Consider the following 15,858-nt stretch of genomic DNA (forward strand, 5'->3'; position numbering starts at 1 on the left):
AGCGCAAATGGAACGCTCTGGCGAAGCTCAGGGCTTTGCACCCGCTGCGGCCACCTGGGCCTCTGCGCTGCCGTCTGCCTCTGCCGTTTGCAGGCGATGCTCCAGCGCACGCAGCACCGGCACAATCTGCGCGCCCACATGGATTTGCGGGTTGGAGAAGCCGTCTTGCTTGCCCGCCTCCACCTCGCGCTGCGCAATCACGGGGACTGCCTTGGCAAAGGCTTCGGTGAACGAATGCGTCTGGCGCAGCTGTTCGTGGAACACCGCCCGGCCAAAGAAGGTCAGCTCGGAGCGCGTGCCGCAGCCATATGACGTGTGCGTGGCATCGGCGGCGGTCATGATGAGGCTGCTGTCGGTGGCCAAGGGCTCGATCCAGCCGCCCGAGAAACAGGCCGACACGGCAATCACGCGGTGGCGGATGCCCGCCTCGTCCAGCATGGCGCGAAGCATTTCGGGCGTGACGGGGGGCACCTCCAGCGGCCAGTGCGAGGCCGCCAACTCATGGTTGCGCGCACCGTGCGAGGTCATGTAGATCACCAGCACATCGCTGTCACGGTCCATGCGCTGGGCCAGCGCAGCGATGGCACGCTGCAGGTTCTGCGGCGTGGCCCAGGCATGGGTGTCTGCGGTTTCTGCGTGGTTGAGCAGGTGAACCACACGGCCCTGGGCGTCAAAGCGCTCTTGCAGCAGCGTGCTGACCATGGTGCTTTCACGCCGGAACACGTTTTCGCTGGCGTAGGGGGCGAACACGAGCCCATAGACATCCACCACGCCATCGCGGCCAGCAGGCAGGGCCTGCACTTGCCGATCCCAGAGCACCTGCTGGTTCTCAAAGACTGCTTGCGAGAGCACAAGGTGCGCGGGCTCCAGTTGTGCCTGTCCCTCCTCGCCCGACTGGGCAGATGCAGCGGCCAAGGCGTCCAGCTCCCAGGGCTGGTCCTGGAACTGCCACATGCCCACCCCGATCACGGCTGCCATCGCCACCGAAAAGATGGCCGTGCGCAGCCGCGAGCGGATGAAGCGTGCACTCACCACCACCAGCGTGGCCAGCACCCACAGCGTGAGCACGCCATAGGCCACCCAGAAAATATTGCCAGCCACCGCCCCGCCCCACGGGTCTGGCTTGTGCGCCACGGCCCCCATCAAGGCATACAGCAGCAACAAAGGCGCCAGCGGAGCCCACGCGGACAACACATACCAGGCCGCCAGCCCGCCCGAAGGCCCCGAAACACCCTCCGAGGGCTCTTGTGCCGCCGCACGCTGTGCCGGGGCCATGGCCCACCAGGCCAGCCACATCAGCACCAGGCTGCTCCACATCGGCGCCAGCCAGCCCCGCAGACTGAACTGCACAGGCCCCGCCACCTGAAACCGCGCAGCCCCCACCAGCAACGCGCCACCCAGCAGCGACAGCACCAGCACCTGCCAGGGTGAAGGCGCTGCAGCAGCAGTGCGCGGCGACAGGAACAACGCGGCCCGCAGGCCTTCACGCATCCAGTCCCACAGGGACAACTTGGCGGAAGCCGGGGCCATGGTGGATGCGGCGCCGGCAGATGGCGCGGGCGGCTGCTCCCCCAAGGGAATTTCGATCTTGGCGGACTCAGGCCCCCACTGGCTGGGCAGGGTATCGGCCCAGGCGCTCTTGGCGTTCAGGTCTTTCATGGGGCGATCATGCCATTGCGGGAGCGGTTTCTTTCAATCACCAGCCGGTAGTTCGGACTGCGATGTTTCCCGAAATCGCGTGACGCCCCCTTCACACAGCCCCGCCTCCTCAGGAGACAGTTCCAGCTCCGCCCCTGGCCACCGGTACGACGGGTACCTGCGCCAGCTCCGGCTGCAGCACCAGCCGATCTGTGCCGCTGTAGCAGACAAACCGGCGATTGGTGGCGCGCCCGATGGCGCACAGGCCCAGTTGCTGCGCTACGGCGTGTCCCATCTGGGTCATGCCGCTGCGGGACACCACGATGGGGACGCCCATCTGCGCAGATTTGATGACCATTTCGCTGGTGAGTCGGCCCGTGGTGTAGAACACCTTGTCTGCACCGGACATGGGCGCGTGCAGACTCTCCGAAGCGGCATTTTCTGCAGGCGTGCCGCCGGATAGCGTGGAGGAAGCGCCCCCTTGCGGCACCTTGCCATCTGTATTCATCCACATCCACCCTGCAATGGTGTCGATGGCGTTGTGGCGCCCCACGTCTTCCACAAAGGTGAGCAGCGCCTCCCCCCGGAACAAGGCGCAACCATGCACGGAGCCTGCGGACTTGTAGGTGGTTTCCTTGAGGCGGATGGCGTTGACGATGCCGTACAGCTCGCCTTGGGTCAGGCACGCCTCAGGCAAGGTGATGCGGTCCACCTCGTCCATGAGCCCGCCAAACACACTGCCTTGGCCGCAGCCGGTGGTGACGACCTTGCTCGCGGTGCGCTCTTCAATGCGGGCGATGCCGTGGCGCGTGCGCACGGCGGCGGCGTGCACCTCCCAATCGACGGTGATGGATTCGATGTCGAACACGGACTCCACCAGCCGCTGGTTGCGCAAATAGCCCAGCACCAGCAGTTCCGGCTGCGCGCCCAGGGTCATGAGGGTGACGAGTTCACGCTTGTCGACATAGATGGTGAGCGGTCGCTCGGCGGGGATCTGTACCTGCTCGCGCTCGCCCAGTTCGTTCACGACCTCCACGCTGTGGGTAAGGGGCGCATGCGCCTGCGTCAGGCGCGGCAGCACGGGCGCAGCCAGGGAGGCGGAAGGTGATGAAAGAGACATGGGGCGAATATACGCAGTACCTCTCCCCAAGGCGGGGCATGGGGCATCTGAATCGGGGAAAAGCACGTACTGCGACCACCACAAAAAAGCCGCGCTCCACCAAGTGGGCGCGGCTCTTTTTGACGGCGGGACAGTGGTTGGTGTCAGGACTTGGGCGCTGACGCAGCTGCGGCAGGTGCCAGCGTGCTGGGTGGGCTGCTGGCAGTGCCCGGTGGCGAATGGGCACCCGCCGCTTCAATGGGCTTGGCAGCGGGCGGTGTGTAGGCGAAGGGGCCGGGGTCGGTGCACGCAGCGCCTGCTGCCGTTGCAGGCTTGGCCGTTGGCGTAGTTTTGCGGTAGTGGGCCACCACACGGTCTTGTGACAGGCACAACTTGTAGTTGTCCACCTTGCCGGCCCAGGCGGCTTTGGCCGCCGCCTCGGCAGCTTTGGCGGCAGCCTCCGGTGAAGGCGCGGGCAGCTTGGCCGATGCCAGGGTACAGACGCTGGCCGCGCACAACGCCAGCAGGGAAGATCGAGAAAATTGCATCATGGTGCGAAACCTCATACCTGCGCGGGCTGGCCCGCAGATGGTGTAGCTGCAGCTTCGGCTGCGGATGGGTTGGCGCTGCGCTGGCGGGGAATCTTGCCCGCTTGCACGTCGTCGTACCAAAGCTCGTGGTGCTCCTTGGCCCACCCCTCGCTCACGTACCCCGTCCTCATGGCCTTGTAGGCGCCGCGCATGCCCACCGTGCCCATATAGATGTGGCCGCAGATCAGCGCCATCATCCAGATCGCCAGGGTGGCGTGGATCATGTGGGCGATCTGCATGTCGCCGCGCACGTCACCAAAGCCAGGAATGAGCTTGTCGAGCACCAAGCCGGTGGCCACCACAAAGATGCCGGGGATGGTGATACCCCACCAGAACAGGCCCTTCTCGCCGGCGTTGAAGCGGTGGGAAGGAACCTGGTGGTCACCCCCCAGCATGCCGCCGCCCTTGGACAGCCACACAAAGTCGGCCCGGTTGGCGATGTTGTCCTTGACGAAGGTAAGGATGATCACCAGCAATGAGACAGCAAACAGCGGGCCCATGAAGTTGTGCACGTTCTTGAGCGCATACGTAAGCCAGCCAAACAGCGTGGCCCCCATGATGGGCAGCAGGAAGAACTTGCCAAACGCCATGACGATGCCAGAGATGGCCAACGCGATGAACGCAAAGGCATTGGACCAGTGCGCAGCACGCTCGAAAGGTGTGAAGCGTTCGATGCGGCGGGCACCGGTGCCATCTGGGTGCTCATGCCCCAGCGGGCCTTTGACAAAGTAGAAGATGCCCAACGCCAGCAACACGATGGCAAACAAGGCCGCACCGTAAGGAATGATCCAGTGGTTGCGCACCTGGCGCCACGCCTCGCCTGCGTTGGTGAAACGCGAGCCTGGGTACTGCACGAACGGCTGGATCAGGTTGCCCGCCTCGGGCGCCTGGGTTTTAGGCAGGCTGCTGTAGCCCGTCACGCCCTGCCCCACCTGGCGCCACATGGGCGCGTTGTTGCCGGGCTGTACCTTGGCGCGTTCGCCATTGGTCTGCTCGGCGTATTTGGGGTCTGCGCTGGCGTCTGGCTTGACCTCGAAAATGTTTTGGCTTTGAATGCCGCCGGTCGCTGCGGGAGCAACCGGTGCCGTGACCGCAGGCGCGGCGGCATCTGGCGCTGCCGGAGCCTGGGCACCCGCTGGCCCCCAGGCACATCCCACCGCCAAAGCCAGGGACCACATGATGTGTTTCATGGCGGGCCTCACTTGGACTGGGTGCGGGTGTATTCGTTCTGGCCGTACAGCTGACGCGCCTTCAACTGCGCTTCCCAACCGGCTTTGTCTCCGGCCTTCCAGCCGGGCTGCATGAAATTGCTGCCCGTACCTGCATAGGGAGCTGCATCGCTACGGATGCCCGCGCCGGTCTGCGGCTTCTCGCCACAGGCGGTCAGCGCCACCAGCGCCACAGCGGCGGCCAGGGCCGAAGGAACAAGACGCTTCATCATCATGACTTGCCTCCTGCAGGCTGGCCTGCCTGTTGTGATCCATAGGCCGTGCCCCAGCCCCACACTTCGGCGCCCTTGCCACGCTGCACCACACGGTTGCGGAAGATATCTGCCACCACATCACCATCACCCGCCAACAGGGCCTTGGTGGAGCACATTTCTGCGCACGCGGGCAGTTTGCCCTCGGCAAGGCGGTTGCGGCCGTATTTTTCAAACTCGGCCTGGCTGCCGTGGGCCTCGGGGCCGCCGGCGCAGAAGGTGCACTTGTCCATCTTGCCACGCACGCCGAAGGTGCCGGACGAAGGGAACTGCGGCGCGCCAAAGGGGCAGGCGTAGCTGCAATAGCCGCAACCAATGCACACATCCTTGTCGTGCAGCACCACACCTTCTTCGGTGCGGTAGAAGCAATTGACGGGGCAAACAGCCATGCAGGGTGCATCGCTGCAGTGCATGCACGCGACCGAGATGGATTTTTCGCCCGGTACACCGTCATTGAGCGTGACCACGCGGCGGCGGTTCACGCCCCAGGGCACCTCGTGTTCGTTTTTGCAGGCGGTCACGCAGCCGTTGCATTCGATGCAGCGCTCTGCGTCACAGATGAATTTCATTCGTGCCATGTGTGTCTCCTTGCGTGGCGCGATCAGGCGCGTTCCACGTTGCAGATCGTGGTCTTGGTTTCTTGCATCATGGTCACGCTGTCGTAGCCATACGTCGTTGCGGTGTTCACGGCTTCACCGCGCACCACAGGCGCCGCGCCCTTGGGGTAATAAGCCAGCATGTCCGCGCCCTGCCAGCGGCCCGAGAAGTGGAACGGCATCCACACCGTATCGGGCGCAACGCGCTCGGTGACCAGGGCCTGCACGTTGATCCGTGCGCCAGTGGGAGAGCTGAGCCACACACGCTCGCCGTTGCGGATGCCCCGGTCTGCGGCAGTCTTGGGGTTGATCTCGACAAACGACTCCTGCTGCAGCTCGGCCAGCCAGGGGTTGGAGCGGGTTTCCTCGCCACCGCCTTCGTACTCGACCAGACGGCCAGAGCTGAGGATGAGCGGGAACTTCTCGTGCACCTTGTCCGCCACGTTTTTCTCCTGCACGCTCTTGTACAGCGTGGGCAGGCGCCAAAAGGCCTTCTTGTCGTCGTGGGTGGGGTACTTGGCCATGAGGTCGGGCCGGGTGCCATACAGCGGTTCGCGGTGCTGCGGAATGGCATCGGGGAAGTTCCACACCACAGCGCGGGCCTTGGCGTTGCCAAACGGATGGCAGCCATGCTTCATGGCCACGCGAATGATCGCGCCAGTAGGGTCGGTCTTCCAGTTCTTGCCTTCGGCCTTGGCCTTCTCGGCGTCACTCAGGTCGTCCCACCAGCCCAGCTTTTTCAGCAGCACATGGTCGAACTCGGGGTAGCCCGTGGTGATCTCGCTGCCCACCGAATGCGAGCCGTCCTCGGCCAGCAGATTGACGCCATCCTTCTCGACGCCGAAGTTGGCGCGGAAGTTGCCGCCGCCTTCCATCACGTGTTTGGAGGTGTCGTACAGGTTGGGCGAGCCAGGGTGCTTGAGCTCCGGCGTGCCGTAGCAGGGCCATGGCAAGCCAAAGTAGTCACCCCCAAAGTCGTAGCCGGTTTCCTTGTCCTTGCCACCCTTCGATTTCAAGGTTTTCACATCGAACAGATGCATGTTCCGCATGTGGGCCTTCAGGCGCTCGGGGCTCTGGCCCGTGTAGCCAATGGTCCAGACCGACTTGTTGATTTCGCGCAGGATGTCTTCGATCACGGGCTCGTCCATGCCCTTGACCTTTTGCATCTTGTAGTTCTTGGACAGCTCGGCGGCAAAGCCCAGCTTCTCAGCGAACTGGTGCATGATCATGTGGTCCGAACGGCTCTCCCACAGCGGCTCGATCACCTTCTCGCGCCACTGGATGGAGCGGTTGGAGGCCGTGCACGAGCCGCTGGTTTCAAACTGCGTGGCGGCTGGCAACAGGTACACCGCACGGTTGGGGTTCAGGTCTTCGGCCTTGCCGGGCATGGCGGCCATGGCGGCGGTGGCCGAGGGGTACGGGTCCACCACCACGAGCAGATCCAGCTTGTCCATGGCCCGCTTCATTTCCAGGCCACGGGTCTGCGAATTGGGCGCGTGGCCCCAGAAGAATACGCCGCGCAGGTTGGAGTCCTGGTCGATCAGCTCATTCTTCTCCAGCACACCATCGATCCAGCGCGACACCGTGATGCCGCTCTTGGTCATCATCGCGGGCGATGCGTACTGCTTTTTGATCCACTCGAAGTCCACACCCCAGACTGCGGCGAAGTGCTTCCACGAGCCTTCGGCCAGGCCGTAGTAGCCGGGCAGCGAATCGGGGTTGGGACCGACATCGGTGGCACCTTGCACGTTGTCGTGGCCCCGGAAGATGTTGGTGCCGCCGCCTGTTTTGCCCACATTGCCCAGTGCCAGTTGCAAAATGCACGAGGCACGCACCATGGCGTTGCCGATGGTGTGCTGGGTCTGGCCCATGCACCACACGATGGTGCCAGGGTTGTTGTCGTGCAGCATCTTGGCGACCTTGAACATCTGGTCTTCCTTGACGCCGCAGGCCTCTTCCACCTTGTCGGGAGTCCACTTGGCCAGCACATCCTCGCGCACCTTCTCCATGCCATAGACACGGTCGTTGATGTACTTCTTGTCTTCCCAGCCGTTCTTGAAGATGTGGTACAGCAGGCCGAAGAGGAACGGGATGTCGGTGCCCGAGCGGATGCGCACGTACTCGTCGGCCTTGGCTGCGGTGCGGGTGAAGCGTGGGTCCACCACGATCATCTTGCAGCCGGTTTCCTTGGCGTGCAGCATGTGCAGCATGCTCACCGGGTGGGCCTCGGCCGCGTTGGAGCCGATGTACAGAGCGACCTTGCTGTTTTGCATGTCGTTGTACGAGTTGGTCATGGCGCCATAGCCCCATGTGTTGGCCACGCCCGCCACGGTGGTCGAGTGGCAGATGCGCGCCTGGTGGTCGCAGTTGTTGGTGCCCCAGAAGCTCACAAACTTGCGCAGCAGATAGGCCTGCTCGTTGTTGTGCTTGGACGAGCCGACGAAGTACACGCTATCCGGGCCGCTGGCGGCACGCAGCTCTTTCATCTTGGCCGTGATTTCGTTCAGGGCCGTGTCCCAGCTGATGCGCTCGTATTTGCCGTTGACGAGCTTCATGGGGTAGCGCAGGCGGTACTCCCCGTGGCCGTGTTCACGCAGTGCCGCACCCTTGGCGCAGTGGGCGCCCAGGTTGATGGGCGAATCGAACACAGGCTCTTGCCGCACCCACACGCCGTTCTCGACGACCGCATCCACCGCACAACCCACCGAGCAGTGGGTGCAGATGGTGCGGCGTACTTCGATCTTGCTGTCGCCGATGCCCACCTTGGCACCCTCGGCAGCATTGGATTTTTTGACCAGCGTGAGCTGCGACGCCGCAATACCCACGCCCACTCCCAGGCCGGAGCGGCGCAGGAACGAGCGGCGGTCCATCGTGGGCAGCGCCTGCGACAGGCCACGGCGCAAGCTGTGCACAAAAGGAGACGATGCGACCTGCGCAGCGTGGGAGGACTTCTTGGTTAGCAACATGGCACGCCCCGCTTCAGAGTTGGGTGGTCTTGTAGTACTGCTTCACGTGCGCAGACAGGTGATAGCCACCGCCTTTTTCTGGCGCCACCCGAGCGGGTTCAGACACGACGGCATCTGAGGGAACTACATGGGGGAGTGCCACGACGGCTGCGGCTGCAGCCCCTACGGTGGCGGTGCCGGAGAAGAAGCTCCGGCGTGAGGAATTGGGCTGGCGGTTCTGCATGCTTGTCTCCAGAATGGCTGGCAGCTATGAAACGGAATTCATACAGTCTATGTCAGTGTGTAAAAGCCTGCAATCGAGCTTTACACCTCCCACTAAGACACTCATCTTTTGTAGCAACCTGAGCAGGCTTTTCGAGCCTCCCAGAGGTTAGTCGAGCATGTCGAAGCCCTGGGCCTCCACCGACACGAAGGCCCGTGTGAACTGGGCCAGTGCTGCATAAAAGCGCGCCTGCGGTTGGGCAGCCAGGGCATCACACAACTGCAAAACCCAGGGCTGCACATGCGTTGCGAAAAAGTCGCGCTGTGCCGTCAGGTTGCAGACAGCTACGTCATCCCCCGCGATCAGGTAGCGCATCACCTCGCAAAGGTACGCGATGTGGTCTTCGGTTTCGGACATGGAATCGTCGCGTGCCAGTCCCAGCCGATCCAGGTCGGTGCGCAAACGGGCCAGTGGCTTTTCGTTCAGAAAACCGCTCAGGTAATGCGAGCCATACAAAAACACCTCGGGCTTGCCCACACCGCCAAAGAGACGGTCGAACTCCTGCGCGATGGCGGCATCGCTCAGTTCGCGGGCCGCGCCCACCAGCACCTGCCAAGGCTCTTGCAAAAAGGCGCCGTCGGCGGGTGCCTCGGTCACGGCTACCCGCAAGGCAGACGACAACTCGGCGCTGGGCGCGGCGTAGTACAGCTGCGACAGCAGACCATAGAGTTCGGCGCGTGCCGTTTCCTCATCCAGCGCAGAGCTGCCGCCAGGGGGGGTCAAAGAAGCAGGTTGGGCGCTCACAGGTCCGTCACTTTCGTTTCGCTTTGAGAGGAATACAGGTCGATCACGCGGCAGTCGCTGCACATCTTCAGGCGCTCCAGCGCGTCGCCCTGGAACATCGCGTGGCCCGACAGTTTGCCCAGCATGGCCTCGATGGCCTTGACGGTGCCAAAGGGCTTGCTGCAGCGCACACAGGCCCAGGGTTTGGCCTCGTTGAGCACGCGCAGTTGCGCACGCTCCGGCGCCAGCAGCAGGCGCGGCTGCAGGGTGATGGCGTCTTCCGGGCAGGTGGTGGCACACAGGCCACACTGCACGCAATTCTTTTCGATAAAGCGCAACTGCGGCAGCTGCGGGTTGTCCTGCAGCGCACTGGCGGGGCAGGCGCTCACGCAGCTCAGGCACAGGGTGCAGCGGTCCTTGTTGACTTCAATCGTGCCCAGGGGCGAACCCACTGCGGGCAAAGCGATGGCTGCGGGCCGCTCGGCCACGGCCATCGGGGCCTGCTCGATGAGATGGTCCAGCGCCATCTCCAGCGTGCTGCGCTTTTCCTGCGCCACGGCAAAGCGAGCGGCCACGGCCGGGGTCTTCTGGCGCGTCTGGCCCAGGGCCTGCAAGGCGGCGTCCAGCTCGGTGGGATGGGTGGCGCGCAGCAGCTGCACATGGGTGCCCGTGTAGCCCAGGCCCCGCAAGATGGCTTGCGCCACATCCATCTGCGCCTGCAGGCCGTCGAGGTACTGCGGTGCTTCCTCCTGTGTCGTCAGCAACACTACCTGCGAGGCGCCGTAAGCGATTGCGCTGAGCCACAGGTCCACCCCGGTGCTGGCGGTGTGCCACAGCGCCACCGGGATCACATTGGCAGGCACGCCCTGCGCCAGTTTCAACTGGGCGGCACGACCCAGCTCTTCCACCAGCGCCTGTCCGCGCTCCTGGCTGTGCAGCAGCAGCACAGCATCCTTGCCACCTGCAGCGGCGTAGGTGGACAAAAGGGTTTTGAGCTTGGTGCCCTGCTCGGTCGCACTGGGGTAGGCATAGGTCAGCGCGCCCGTGGGGCACACGGTGGTGCAAGCGCCGCAGCCGACACACAGGTTGGGGTTCACCTTGATTTGCTGACGGCTTTTGTCGCTGGCAATGGCTTCGGCCGAGCAGATGTCCACGCAGGCATTGCAGCCCACGGTTTCGTTGCGGCTGTGGGCGCAAAGCTTTTGTTTGTAGACAAAAAACTTGGGCTTTTCGAACTCGCCCACCAGCTCGCGCAGCTTCAGCAGCGTGGCCATATTGACCCCATCACTACGCCCGTCCCAGCGCAGGTAACCCTGCGGCAGCGCGTGCTGCAAGAAGGTGGGCGTGGCGGTGGGCGAACGCAGGTCGAGCACCAGGTCAAAGCGCTCGGTCTGCGCCGTGGCGTCACGGGTGAAGTCGATGGCACCCGCCACCTGGCACACCTTCACACAGTCGCGGTGCGAGCTGCAGGCCGCCATGTCGATCTGGTAATCGAGGCCGATGGCGTTCTCGGGGCAGGCCGCCACACAGGCGTTGCAGCGTGTACACAGGTCCAGGTCAATGGGGTTGTCGGCCTTCCACTGCAGCTCAAACGCACCCAGCCAGCCAGTAAGGCCCGTAATGCGCCCACCCAGCACGGGAAAACGCCGCGCCTGCGCGCCACCCGCATTGCCGGGGCCTTGGGTGAACAGGGTCACATCCAGCACATCCGACACCAGAGCGGCAGCCTGTTCGGCCTGGTCGAGCGGGCCAATGATGAGCAAGCGGCCCGTGCTCTTGTAAGTGACCGTGGGCACGGGCGGTGGATCAGGCAGGCGGGCGGCGGCCAGCAGCGCGGCGATCTTGGGGCTGGCCTTGGCGGCATCGCGGCTCCAGCCACCGGTTTCGCGGATGTTCACAAACCGGATGGGCGACACCGCGCCTTCGGTCTGCTGGCCCAGATCGCCAAACAAGCGCTGCTCCTGGGTGCAAGCCACCACCACATCGTCACCCGACTGGATGGCCTTTTGAAAGGCCCCCGCCTCGCGGCGGCACAGGGTGGAGTGGAGTGTCAGGTCTTCATGCAGCGCCGCGCCCAACGCCTTCGCGTTGAGGGGCATCGTCTGGTTGCAGTCGCAGATGAGCGTCGTGGTCATGTTCTGTGTGGCTGGCTGGCAGGGCCACCGCATCCTTATGGGGGCGGGCGGCCATCTCAAGCTCGCTGGAGGGGGCGCTAGGAATAGCGTTGCATACCCCGGACTGTGCCACGTCTGCGGGGGCGTGCCCCTCCGCATCATCCCGAGGCTGAGCAAGGGCAGGGGCTATTGCCTCTGCGTCTGCACTGGCTTCTACGGCGGCGCCATTGACTGGAACATCAGGCGCTGCATCAGCCTTCTTTTCATGATCAAAAAAGCCCATCGCATGGGCGCTGGCCATTTTGCGCAGCATGCCTTCGGGCAGCGGGTCGGGCTGGGTGTAGTCGCCGATGTAGATATCGAGGCCATCCATCACATTGAAGTGCGGGTCGGCAAAGAGCTTCTTCATGGCCAGGTTGCGCACCTCGGGCGATACATCGCGGGCCACAAAGGCCTTGAAATCGGACGCGGGCGTAAGCGCCTGGGCATCGGCCAGCGTGGGTGGCGGGGGGGCTTCTGCAGCAGGGGCAGCGCCTTCTGCGGCGGTGAGGGTGGCGCCGGCTGCCACGGAGGACAGGTTAGGCGGTGACGACGAAGACGCGGCCGGAGGCAACGACGGCGCGGGTGGTGGTGGTTCCTCCACCGGCTTGCCTTCGCGCACCTCCTGCTTGCGGCGCGACCAGCGGCCCAGGAACCCGTCAGCCATGACCGCCACCTCCACCACGCGTTTTTTCAGTGGACACGGATGCTGGGTTTCCAAACCGGTCTTGCAGCGTGCGGAAACTGTCCGGCCGCTTGCGGCGTTTGGGTTCGGGCTGGTAGTGCTCGGCCACAAAGGCGCGCAGCGCTTCCACCACCTCGGGCGCTGCGGGCACCTGTTCCACGGTTTCCTGCGCGTCCAGCCAGCGGCCTGCGTCGTGGTAGCTCAGGCTCACAGCCACGGGGCGGGCCAGCGGGATCTCGCCAGTGCCGGGGTCGTCATCGCGGCGCCACATCACAAACCAGCACGGGGCGGGCGAAGTGAGGTTGAGGTGATAGCCCTCGGCGTCGTCGCGAAACAGCTCTGCCCGAAACCCCGGGAACAGCCAGCGCTGCTCGCGCTCGTCCCGGAGGATCTGGCGCGGCTCGGTGCCAAAGGCGGGCTCGTTGATCACCACCTCGGCCAGCGACCACCGCCAGGGCTGCCAGCGGTTGTCGATGTGCTCGCACCGCATGATCACGGCAACGTCGGTGTAGGGGCGCTCAGTCATGGGCGCAGACTTTACCCCGGCGCAAGACCACCAGCAGCTTTGTCCGTAAAGCCCCTCTGCGCACGGTCAGCTTGCAGCCCCCTCCAGCACCTCCACCGCCACCGCGCAGTACTTGAACTCCGGGATCTTTCCAAACGGGTCCAGCGCCGCGTTGGTGAGCAGGTTGGCTGCCGCCTCCACGTACGCAAAAGGCATGAACACCGTGCCGCGCGGCGTGCCGTCGTCGCGCCGCACGCGCACCTGCACCATGCCGCGCCGCGAGCGGATGCCCACCAGCGCACCGGGCGCCACGCCCAGCCGGTCAAGTTCGTCGCCATGCAGCGATGCGGTGGCCATAGGCTCGATGGCGTCGAGCACAGTGCTGCGCCGCGTCATGCTGCCCGTGTGCCAGTGCTCCAGCTGGCGGCCCGTGATGAGCACCAGGGGGTAGTCGGCATCGGGCTTTTCGGCCGCCGGGATCACGCTGGCGGGCACCAGCTGCAGGCGGCCCGTGGGCGTGGGGAATTTCTCGGTGAAGACGATGGGCTGGCCGGGGTCGCCCTCTGTGAGGCACGGGTAGGTCACGCTGGACTCGCGCTCCAGCCGGTTCCAGGTGATGCCCTCGATGCTCGCGTGCATGGCCTGCCGCATTTCGTCGTACACGGCAGCTACGCCCGACTCTTCGCCTTCGTAGTTCCAGCCAAGGCCCATCCTCTGGGCGATCTGCTGAATGATCCACAGATCAGGCTGCGCATCACCCGGCGGGTTCAGCGCTCGGCGCCCCATCTGCACCATGCGGTCGGTGTTGCTGGCCGTGCCGGTCTTCTCGGGCCAGGCGCTGGCGGGCAGCACCACATCGGCCAACCAGGCAGTCTCGGTCAGGAAAATGTCCTGCACCACCAGCTGCTGAAGGCTGGCCAGCGCGTGGCGCGCATGGTTCAGGTCGGGGTCGCTCATGGCGGGGTTCTCGCCCATGATGTACATGCCGCGCACCTTGTGCGGGTCGCTGTCGTCGGCCAGTGCCTTGTGCATGATTTCGACCACGGTGTAGCCCGGCGCTTCGTCGAGCTTGGTGCCCCAGAAGTCTTCGAACCAGGCATGCGCCCCGGCGTTGTCCACGCGCTGGTAGTTGGGGAACATCATCGGGATCAGCCCCGCGTCACTTGCGCCCTGCACATTGTTCTGGCCGCGCAGCGGGTGCAGGCCCGAGCCGGGCTTGCCGATCTGGCCCGTAACGGCGCACAGCGCGATGAGGCAGCGCGCGTTGTCGGTGCCGTGCACGTGCTGGCTCACGCCCATGCCCCAGAGGATCATGGAGGACTTGGCGGTGGCAAATGCCCGCGCCACCTCGCGCAGCGTCTCGGCCGGGATGCCGCACACCGGAGCCATGGCCTCGGGGCTGCAGCCCATCACGTTGGCCTTGAGGGCCTCGAAGTTGTTGGCGCGGTTGCGGATAAAAGCTTCATCCACCAAGCCCTCATCAATCACCGTGTGGATCAGCGCGTTGAGCATGGCCACGTCGGTGTCGGCCTTGAACTGCAGGGTGCGCCAGGCGTGGCGGCCGATGTCGGTGACGCGCGGGTCGGCCAGCACGATCCTGGCGCCGCGCTGTGCGGCGTTTTTCATCCACGTGGCGGCCACGGGGTGGTTGGCCGTGGGGTTGGAGCCGATCACAAAGATCAGCTCGGCATGCTCCACGTCATTCACCGGGTTGCTCACCGCACCCGAGCCCACACCTTCGAGCAGCGCTGCCACACTGGACGCGTGGCACAGCCGGGTGCAATGGTCCACGTTGTTGCTGCCAAAGCCGGTGCGCACCAGCTTCTGGAACAAATACGCTTCTTCATTGCTGCCCTTGGCGGAGCCAAAGCCCGCCAGCGCCTTGGGGCCGTGGGTGTCGCGCAGGGCTTTGAGCGCGCCGGCAGCCAGGCCCAGCGCCTCGTCCCAGGTCGCTTCGCGGAAGGTGTCGCGCCAGTCAGCGCCGTAGGGCCGCACCTCCTTGGGTACGCCGGGCTTGCGGATCAGCGGCACCGTGAGGCGGTCGGGGTGGTGGGCGTAGTCGAAACCGAAGCGCCCTTTCACGCACAGGCGGCCGTGGTTGGCCGGGCCGTCGCGGCCCTCGACGCTGATGATCTTTTCATCGCGCACGTTGTAGGTGATGAGGCAGCCCACGCCGCAGAAGGGGCAGACCGAATCGACCTTGCGGTCCACCTTTTGCGAGCCGACGTGGGTCTTGGGGCTGAGCGCGCCCGTGGGGCAGGCCTGCACACATTCGCCGCAGGCCACGCAGGTGCTCTCGGCCATGGGGTCGTCGAGGTCGAAGACGATCTTGCTGTCGGCACCGCGCAGCGCGTAGCCGATCACATCGTTGACCTGCTCTTCGCGGCAGGCGCGCACGCAGCGGTTGCACTGGATGCAGGCATCCAGATTCACGGCCATGGCAGGGTGGCTCAGGTCGGGCGCGGGCTGCTCGCGGCGCAGGGCCTGGAGCGCGGGGCGCACGGCCACGCCCAGGCGGTCCGCCCAGGCGCTCAACTCGCCATGCTGGCCTATCGTTTCTGAATTTTCTGAGTCAAATTGGCCACTAGCGCTTGATGGATAAGCGCCACCAGCTATCAATTCAGGAGTATTTGCCTTTTGATCGTTCCACCGGTATCCCACGTCCGGCATGTCGGACAGCAGCATCTCCAGCACCATCTGCTGGCTCTTGCAGGCGCGGGGGCTGGCCGCCTGCACCTTCATGCCTTCAGTCGGTGCGCGGCAGCAGCTGGGGGCCAGCGTGCGTTCGCCCGCGATCTCAACCACGCAGGCGCGGCAGTTGCCGTCGGGACGCAGGCCGTCGCTGTAGCACAGGTGCGGAATTTCCACACCGTGGCGCTGCGCGGCTTTCAAAATGGTTTCGCCAGGGCGGGCGGTGATGGGCTGGCCGTCGAGTTCGAAGGAAGTCATGGTCATAGCTTGTCCTATCGCGGCTCTTGCTTGTTCCATTCGGGAGGGGCACAAAACTCCTGCCACGCCCGTGCCTCGTATTCAACACGCTGACCGGAAGGCCGCGCTCCGAAGGAATGGGCCACTGCCGTCGTGGTCCGCCCGTCGATCACAGTCGCAGAAACGGCCAAACCTCGCGAAAGAAAGAACCGCCGGGCGACCTCTGCCCTGTA

Annotated in this window: 13 protein-coding genes; all 13 read right to left on the reverse strand. The window is 64.7% G+C overall.

Annotation, left to right across the window (positions count from 1 at the left end):
- Nucleotides 1–27: 27 nt before the first annotated feature.
- The gene (locus LPA35_RS20155) at nt 28–1,659 is read right to left on the reverse strand and encodes a C13 family peptidase (protein ID WP_228898558.1); all 1,632 of its coding nucleotides are present in this window, start codon (nt 1,657–1,659) and stop codon (nt 28–30) included.
- Nucleotides 1,660–1,768: 109 nt separating this feature from the next.
- Nucleotides 1,769–2,758: a formate dehydrogenase accessory sulfurtransferase FdhD gene (locus tag LPA35_RS20160; RefSeq protein WP_228898560.1), complete on the reverse strand. Its 990-nt coding sequence runs from the start codon at nt 2,756–2,758 to the stop codon at nt 1,769–1,771.
- Between the two features lie 143 nt (nt 2,759–2,901).
- The gene (locus LPA35_RS20165; RefSeq protein WP_228898561.1) at nt 2,902–3,288 is read right to left on the reverse strand and encodes a hypothetical protein; all 387 of its coding nucleotides are present in this window, start codon (nt 3,286–3,288) and stop codon (nt 2,902–2,904) included.
- A gap of 11 nt (nt 3,289–3,299) precedes the next feature.
- Entirely contained in the window at nt 3,300–4,517 is a 1,218-nt protein-coding gene (locus LPA35_RS20170; protein WP_228898562.1) for a formate dehydrogenase subunit gamma, read from the reverse strand.
- An 8-nt stretch (nt 4,518–4,525) separates the two neighbouring features.
- Nucleotides 4,526–4,768 carry a hypothetical protein gene (locus LPA35_RS20175; protein WP_228898886.1) on the reverse strand — a complete coding sequence of 81 codons (243 nt, stop codon included), beginning with the start codon at nt 4,766–4,768 and terminating at the stop codon, nt 4,526–4,528.
- Nucleotides 4,768–5,385, reverse strand: coding sequence for a formate dehydrogenase FDH3 subunit beta (gene fdh3B, locus LPA35_RS20180; RefSeq protein ID WP_108616030.1), 618 nt, complete (start codon nt 5,383–5,385; stop codon nt 4,768–4,770). Before fdh3B ends, LPA35_RS20175 begins: the two co-directional genes overlap by 1 nt.
- Before the next feature lie 23 nt (nt 5,386–5,408).
- Nucleotides 5,409–8,369 carry a formate dehydrogenase subunit alpha gene (locus LPA35_RS20185; RefSeq protein WP_121421028.1) on the reverse strand — a complete coding sequence of 987 codons (2,961 nt, stop codon included), beginning with the start codon at nt 8,367–8,369 and terminating at the stop codon, nt 5,409–5,411.
- A gap of 13 nt (nt 8,370–8,382) precedes the next feature.
- Nucleotides 8,383–8,592, reverse strand: a complete 210-nt coding sequence (locus LPA35_RS20190; RefSeq protein WP_228898563.1) for a formate dehydrogenase — start codon at nt 8,590–8,592, stop codon at nt 8,383–8,385.
- A gap of 147 nt (nt 8,593–8,739) precedes the next feature.
- Nucleotides 8,740–9,375, reverse strand: a complete 636-nt coding sequence (locus LPA35_RS20195) for a molecular chaperone (RefSeq protein WP_228898564.1) — start codon at nt 9,373–9,375, stop codon at nt 8,740–8,742.
- Entirely contained in the window at nt 9,372–11,453 is a 2,082-nt protein-coding gene (locus LPA35_RS20200; RefSeq protein WP_228898888.1) for a 4Fe-4S binding protein, read from the reverse strand. Before LPA35_RS20200 ends, LPA35_RS20195 begins: the two co-directional genes overlap by 4 nt.
- On the reverse strand, nt 11,413–12,174 hold the full coding sequence (locus tag LPA35_RS20205; RefSeq protein WP_228898565.1) for a DUF3306 domain-containing protein: 762 nt from the start codon (nt 12,172–12,174) through the stop codon (nt 11,413–11,415). The genes LPA35_RS20200 and LPA35_RS20205 overlap by 41 nt, the downstream gene beginning before the upstream one ends.
- Nucleotides 12,167–12,718 (reverse strand): DUF3305 domain-containing protein, encoded by a 552-nt coding sequence (locus LPA35_RS20210; protein ID WP_121507325.1) that lies wholly within the window; start codon nt 12,716–12,718, stop codon nt 12,167–12,169. The genes LPA35_RS20205 and LPA35_RS20210 overlap by 8 nt, the downstream gene beginning before the upstream one ends.
- A 66-nt stretch (nt 12,719–12,784) precedes the next feature.
- Nucleotides 12,785–15,652, reverse strand: coding sequence for a formate dehydrogenase subunit alpha (gene fdhF, locus LPA35_RS20215; protein WP_228898569.1), 2,868 nt, complete (start codon nt 15,650–15,652; stop codon nt 12,785–12,787).
- Nucleotides 15,653–15,858 lie beyond the last annotated feature (206 nt).

Source organism: Acidovorax sp. Leaf73 (assembly GCF_916855635.1).
GTDB classification, from domain to species: Bacteria; Pseudomonadota; Gammaproteobacteria; order Burkholderiales; family Burkholderiaceae_C; genus Acidovorax; species Acidovorax facilis.

What these genes read in the sequence shown, in the direction of transcription:
- LPA35_RS20155 (WP_228898558.1), bottom strand. Translation starts at nt 1,659, where the DNA reads ATGAAAGACCTGAACGCCAAGAGCGCCTGGGCCGATACCCTGCCCAGC.
- LPA35_RS20160 (WP_228898560.1), bottom strand. Translation starts at nt 2,758, where the DNA reads ATGTCTCTTTCATCACCTTCCGCCTCCCTGGCTGCGCCCGTGCTGCCG.
- LPA35_RS20165 (WP_228898561.1), bottom strand. Translation starts at nt 3,288, where the DNA reads ATGATGCAATTTTCTCGATCTTCCCTGCTGGCGTTGTGCGCGGCCAGC.
- LPA35_RS20170 (WP_228898562.1), bottom strand. Translation starts at nt 4,517, where the DNA reads ATGAAACACATCATGTGGTCCCTGGCTTTGGCGGTGGGATGTGCCTGG.
- LPA35_RS20175 (WP_228898886.1), bottom strand. Translation starts at nt 4,768, where the DNA reads ATGATGAAGCGTCTTGTTCCTTCGGCCCTGGCCGCCGCTGTGGCGCTG.
- fdh3B (WP_108616030.1), bottom strand. Translation starts at nt 5,385, where the DNA reads ATGGCACGAATGAAATTCATCTGTGACGCAGAGCGCTGCATCGAATGC.
- LPA35_RS20185 (WP_121421028.1), bottom strand. Translation starts at nt 8,369, where the DNA reads ATGTTGCTAACCAAGAAGTCCTCCCACGCTGCGCAGGTCGCATCGTCT.
- LPA35_RS20190 (WP_228898563.1), bottom strand. Translation starts at nt 8,592, where the DNA reads ATGCAGAACCGCCAGCCCAATTCCTCACGCCGGAGCTTCTTCTCCGGC.
- LPA35_RS20200 (WP_228898888.1), bottom strand. Translation starts at nt 11,453, where the DNA reads ATGCCCCTCAACGCGAAGGCGTTGGGCGCGGCGCTGCATGAAGACCTG.
- LPA35_RS20205 (WP_228898565.1), bottom strand. Translation starts at nt 12,174, where the DNA reads ATGGCTGACGGGTTCCTGGGCCGCTGGTCGCGCCGCAAGCAGGAGGTG.
- LPA35_RS20210 (WP_121507325.1), bottom strand. Translation starts at nt 12,718, where the DNA reads ATGACTGAGCGCCCCTACACCGACGTTGCCGTGATCATGCGGTGCGAG.
- fdhF (WP_228898569.1), bottom strand. Translation starts at nt 15,652, where the DNA reads ATGACCATGACTTCCTTCGAACTCGACGGCCAGCCCATCACCGCCCGC.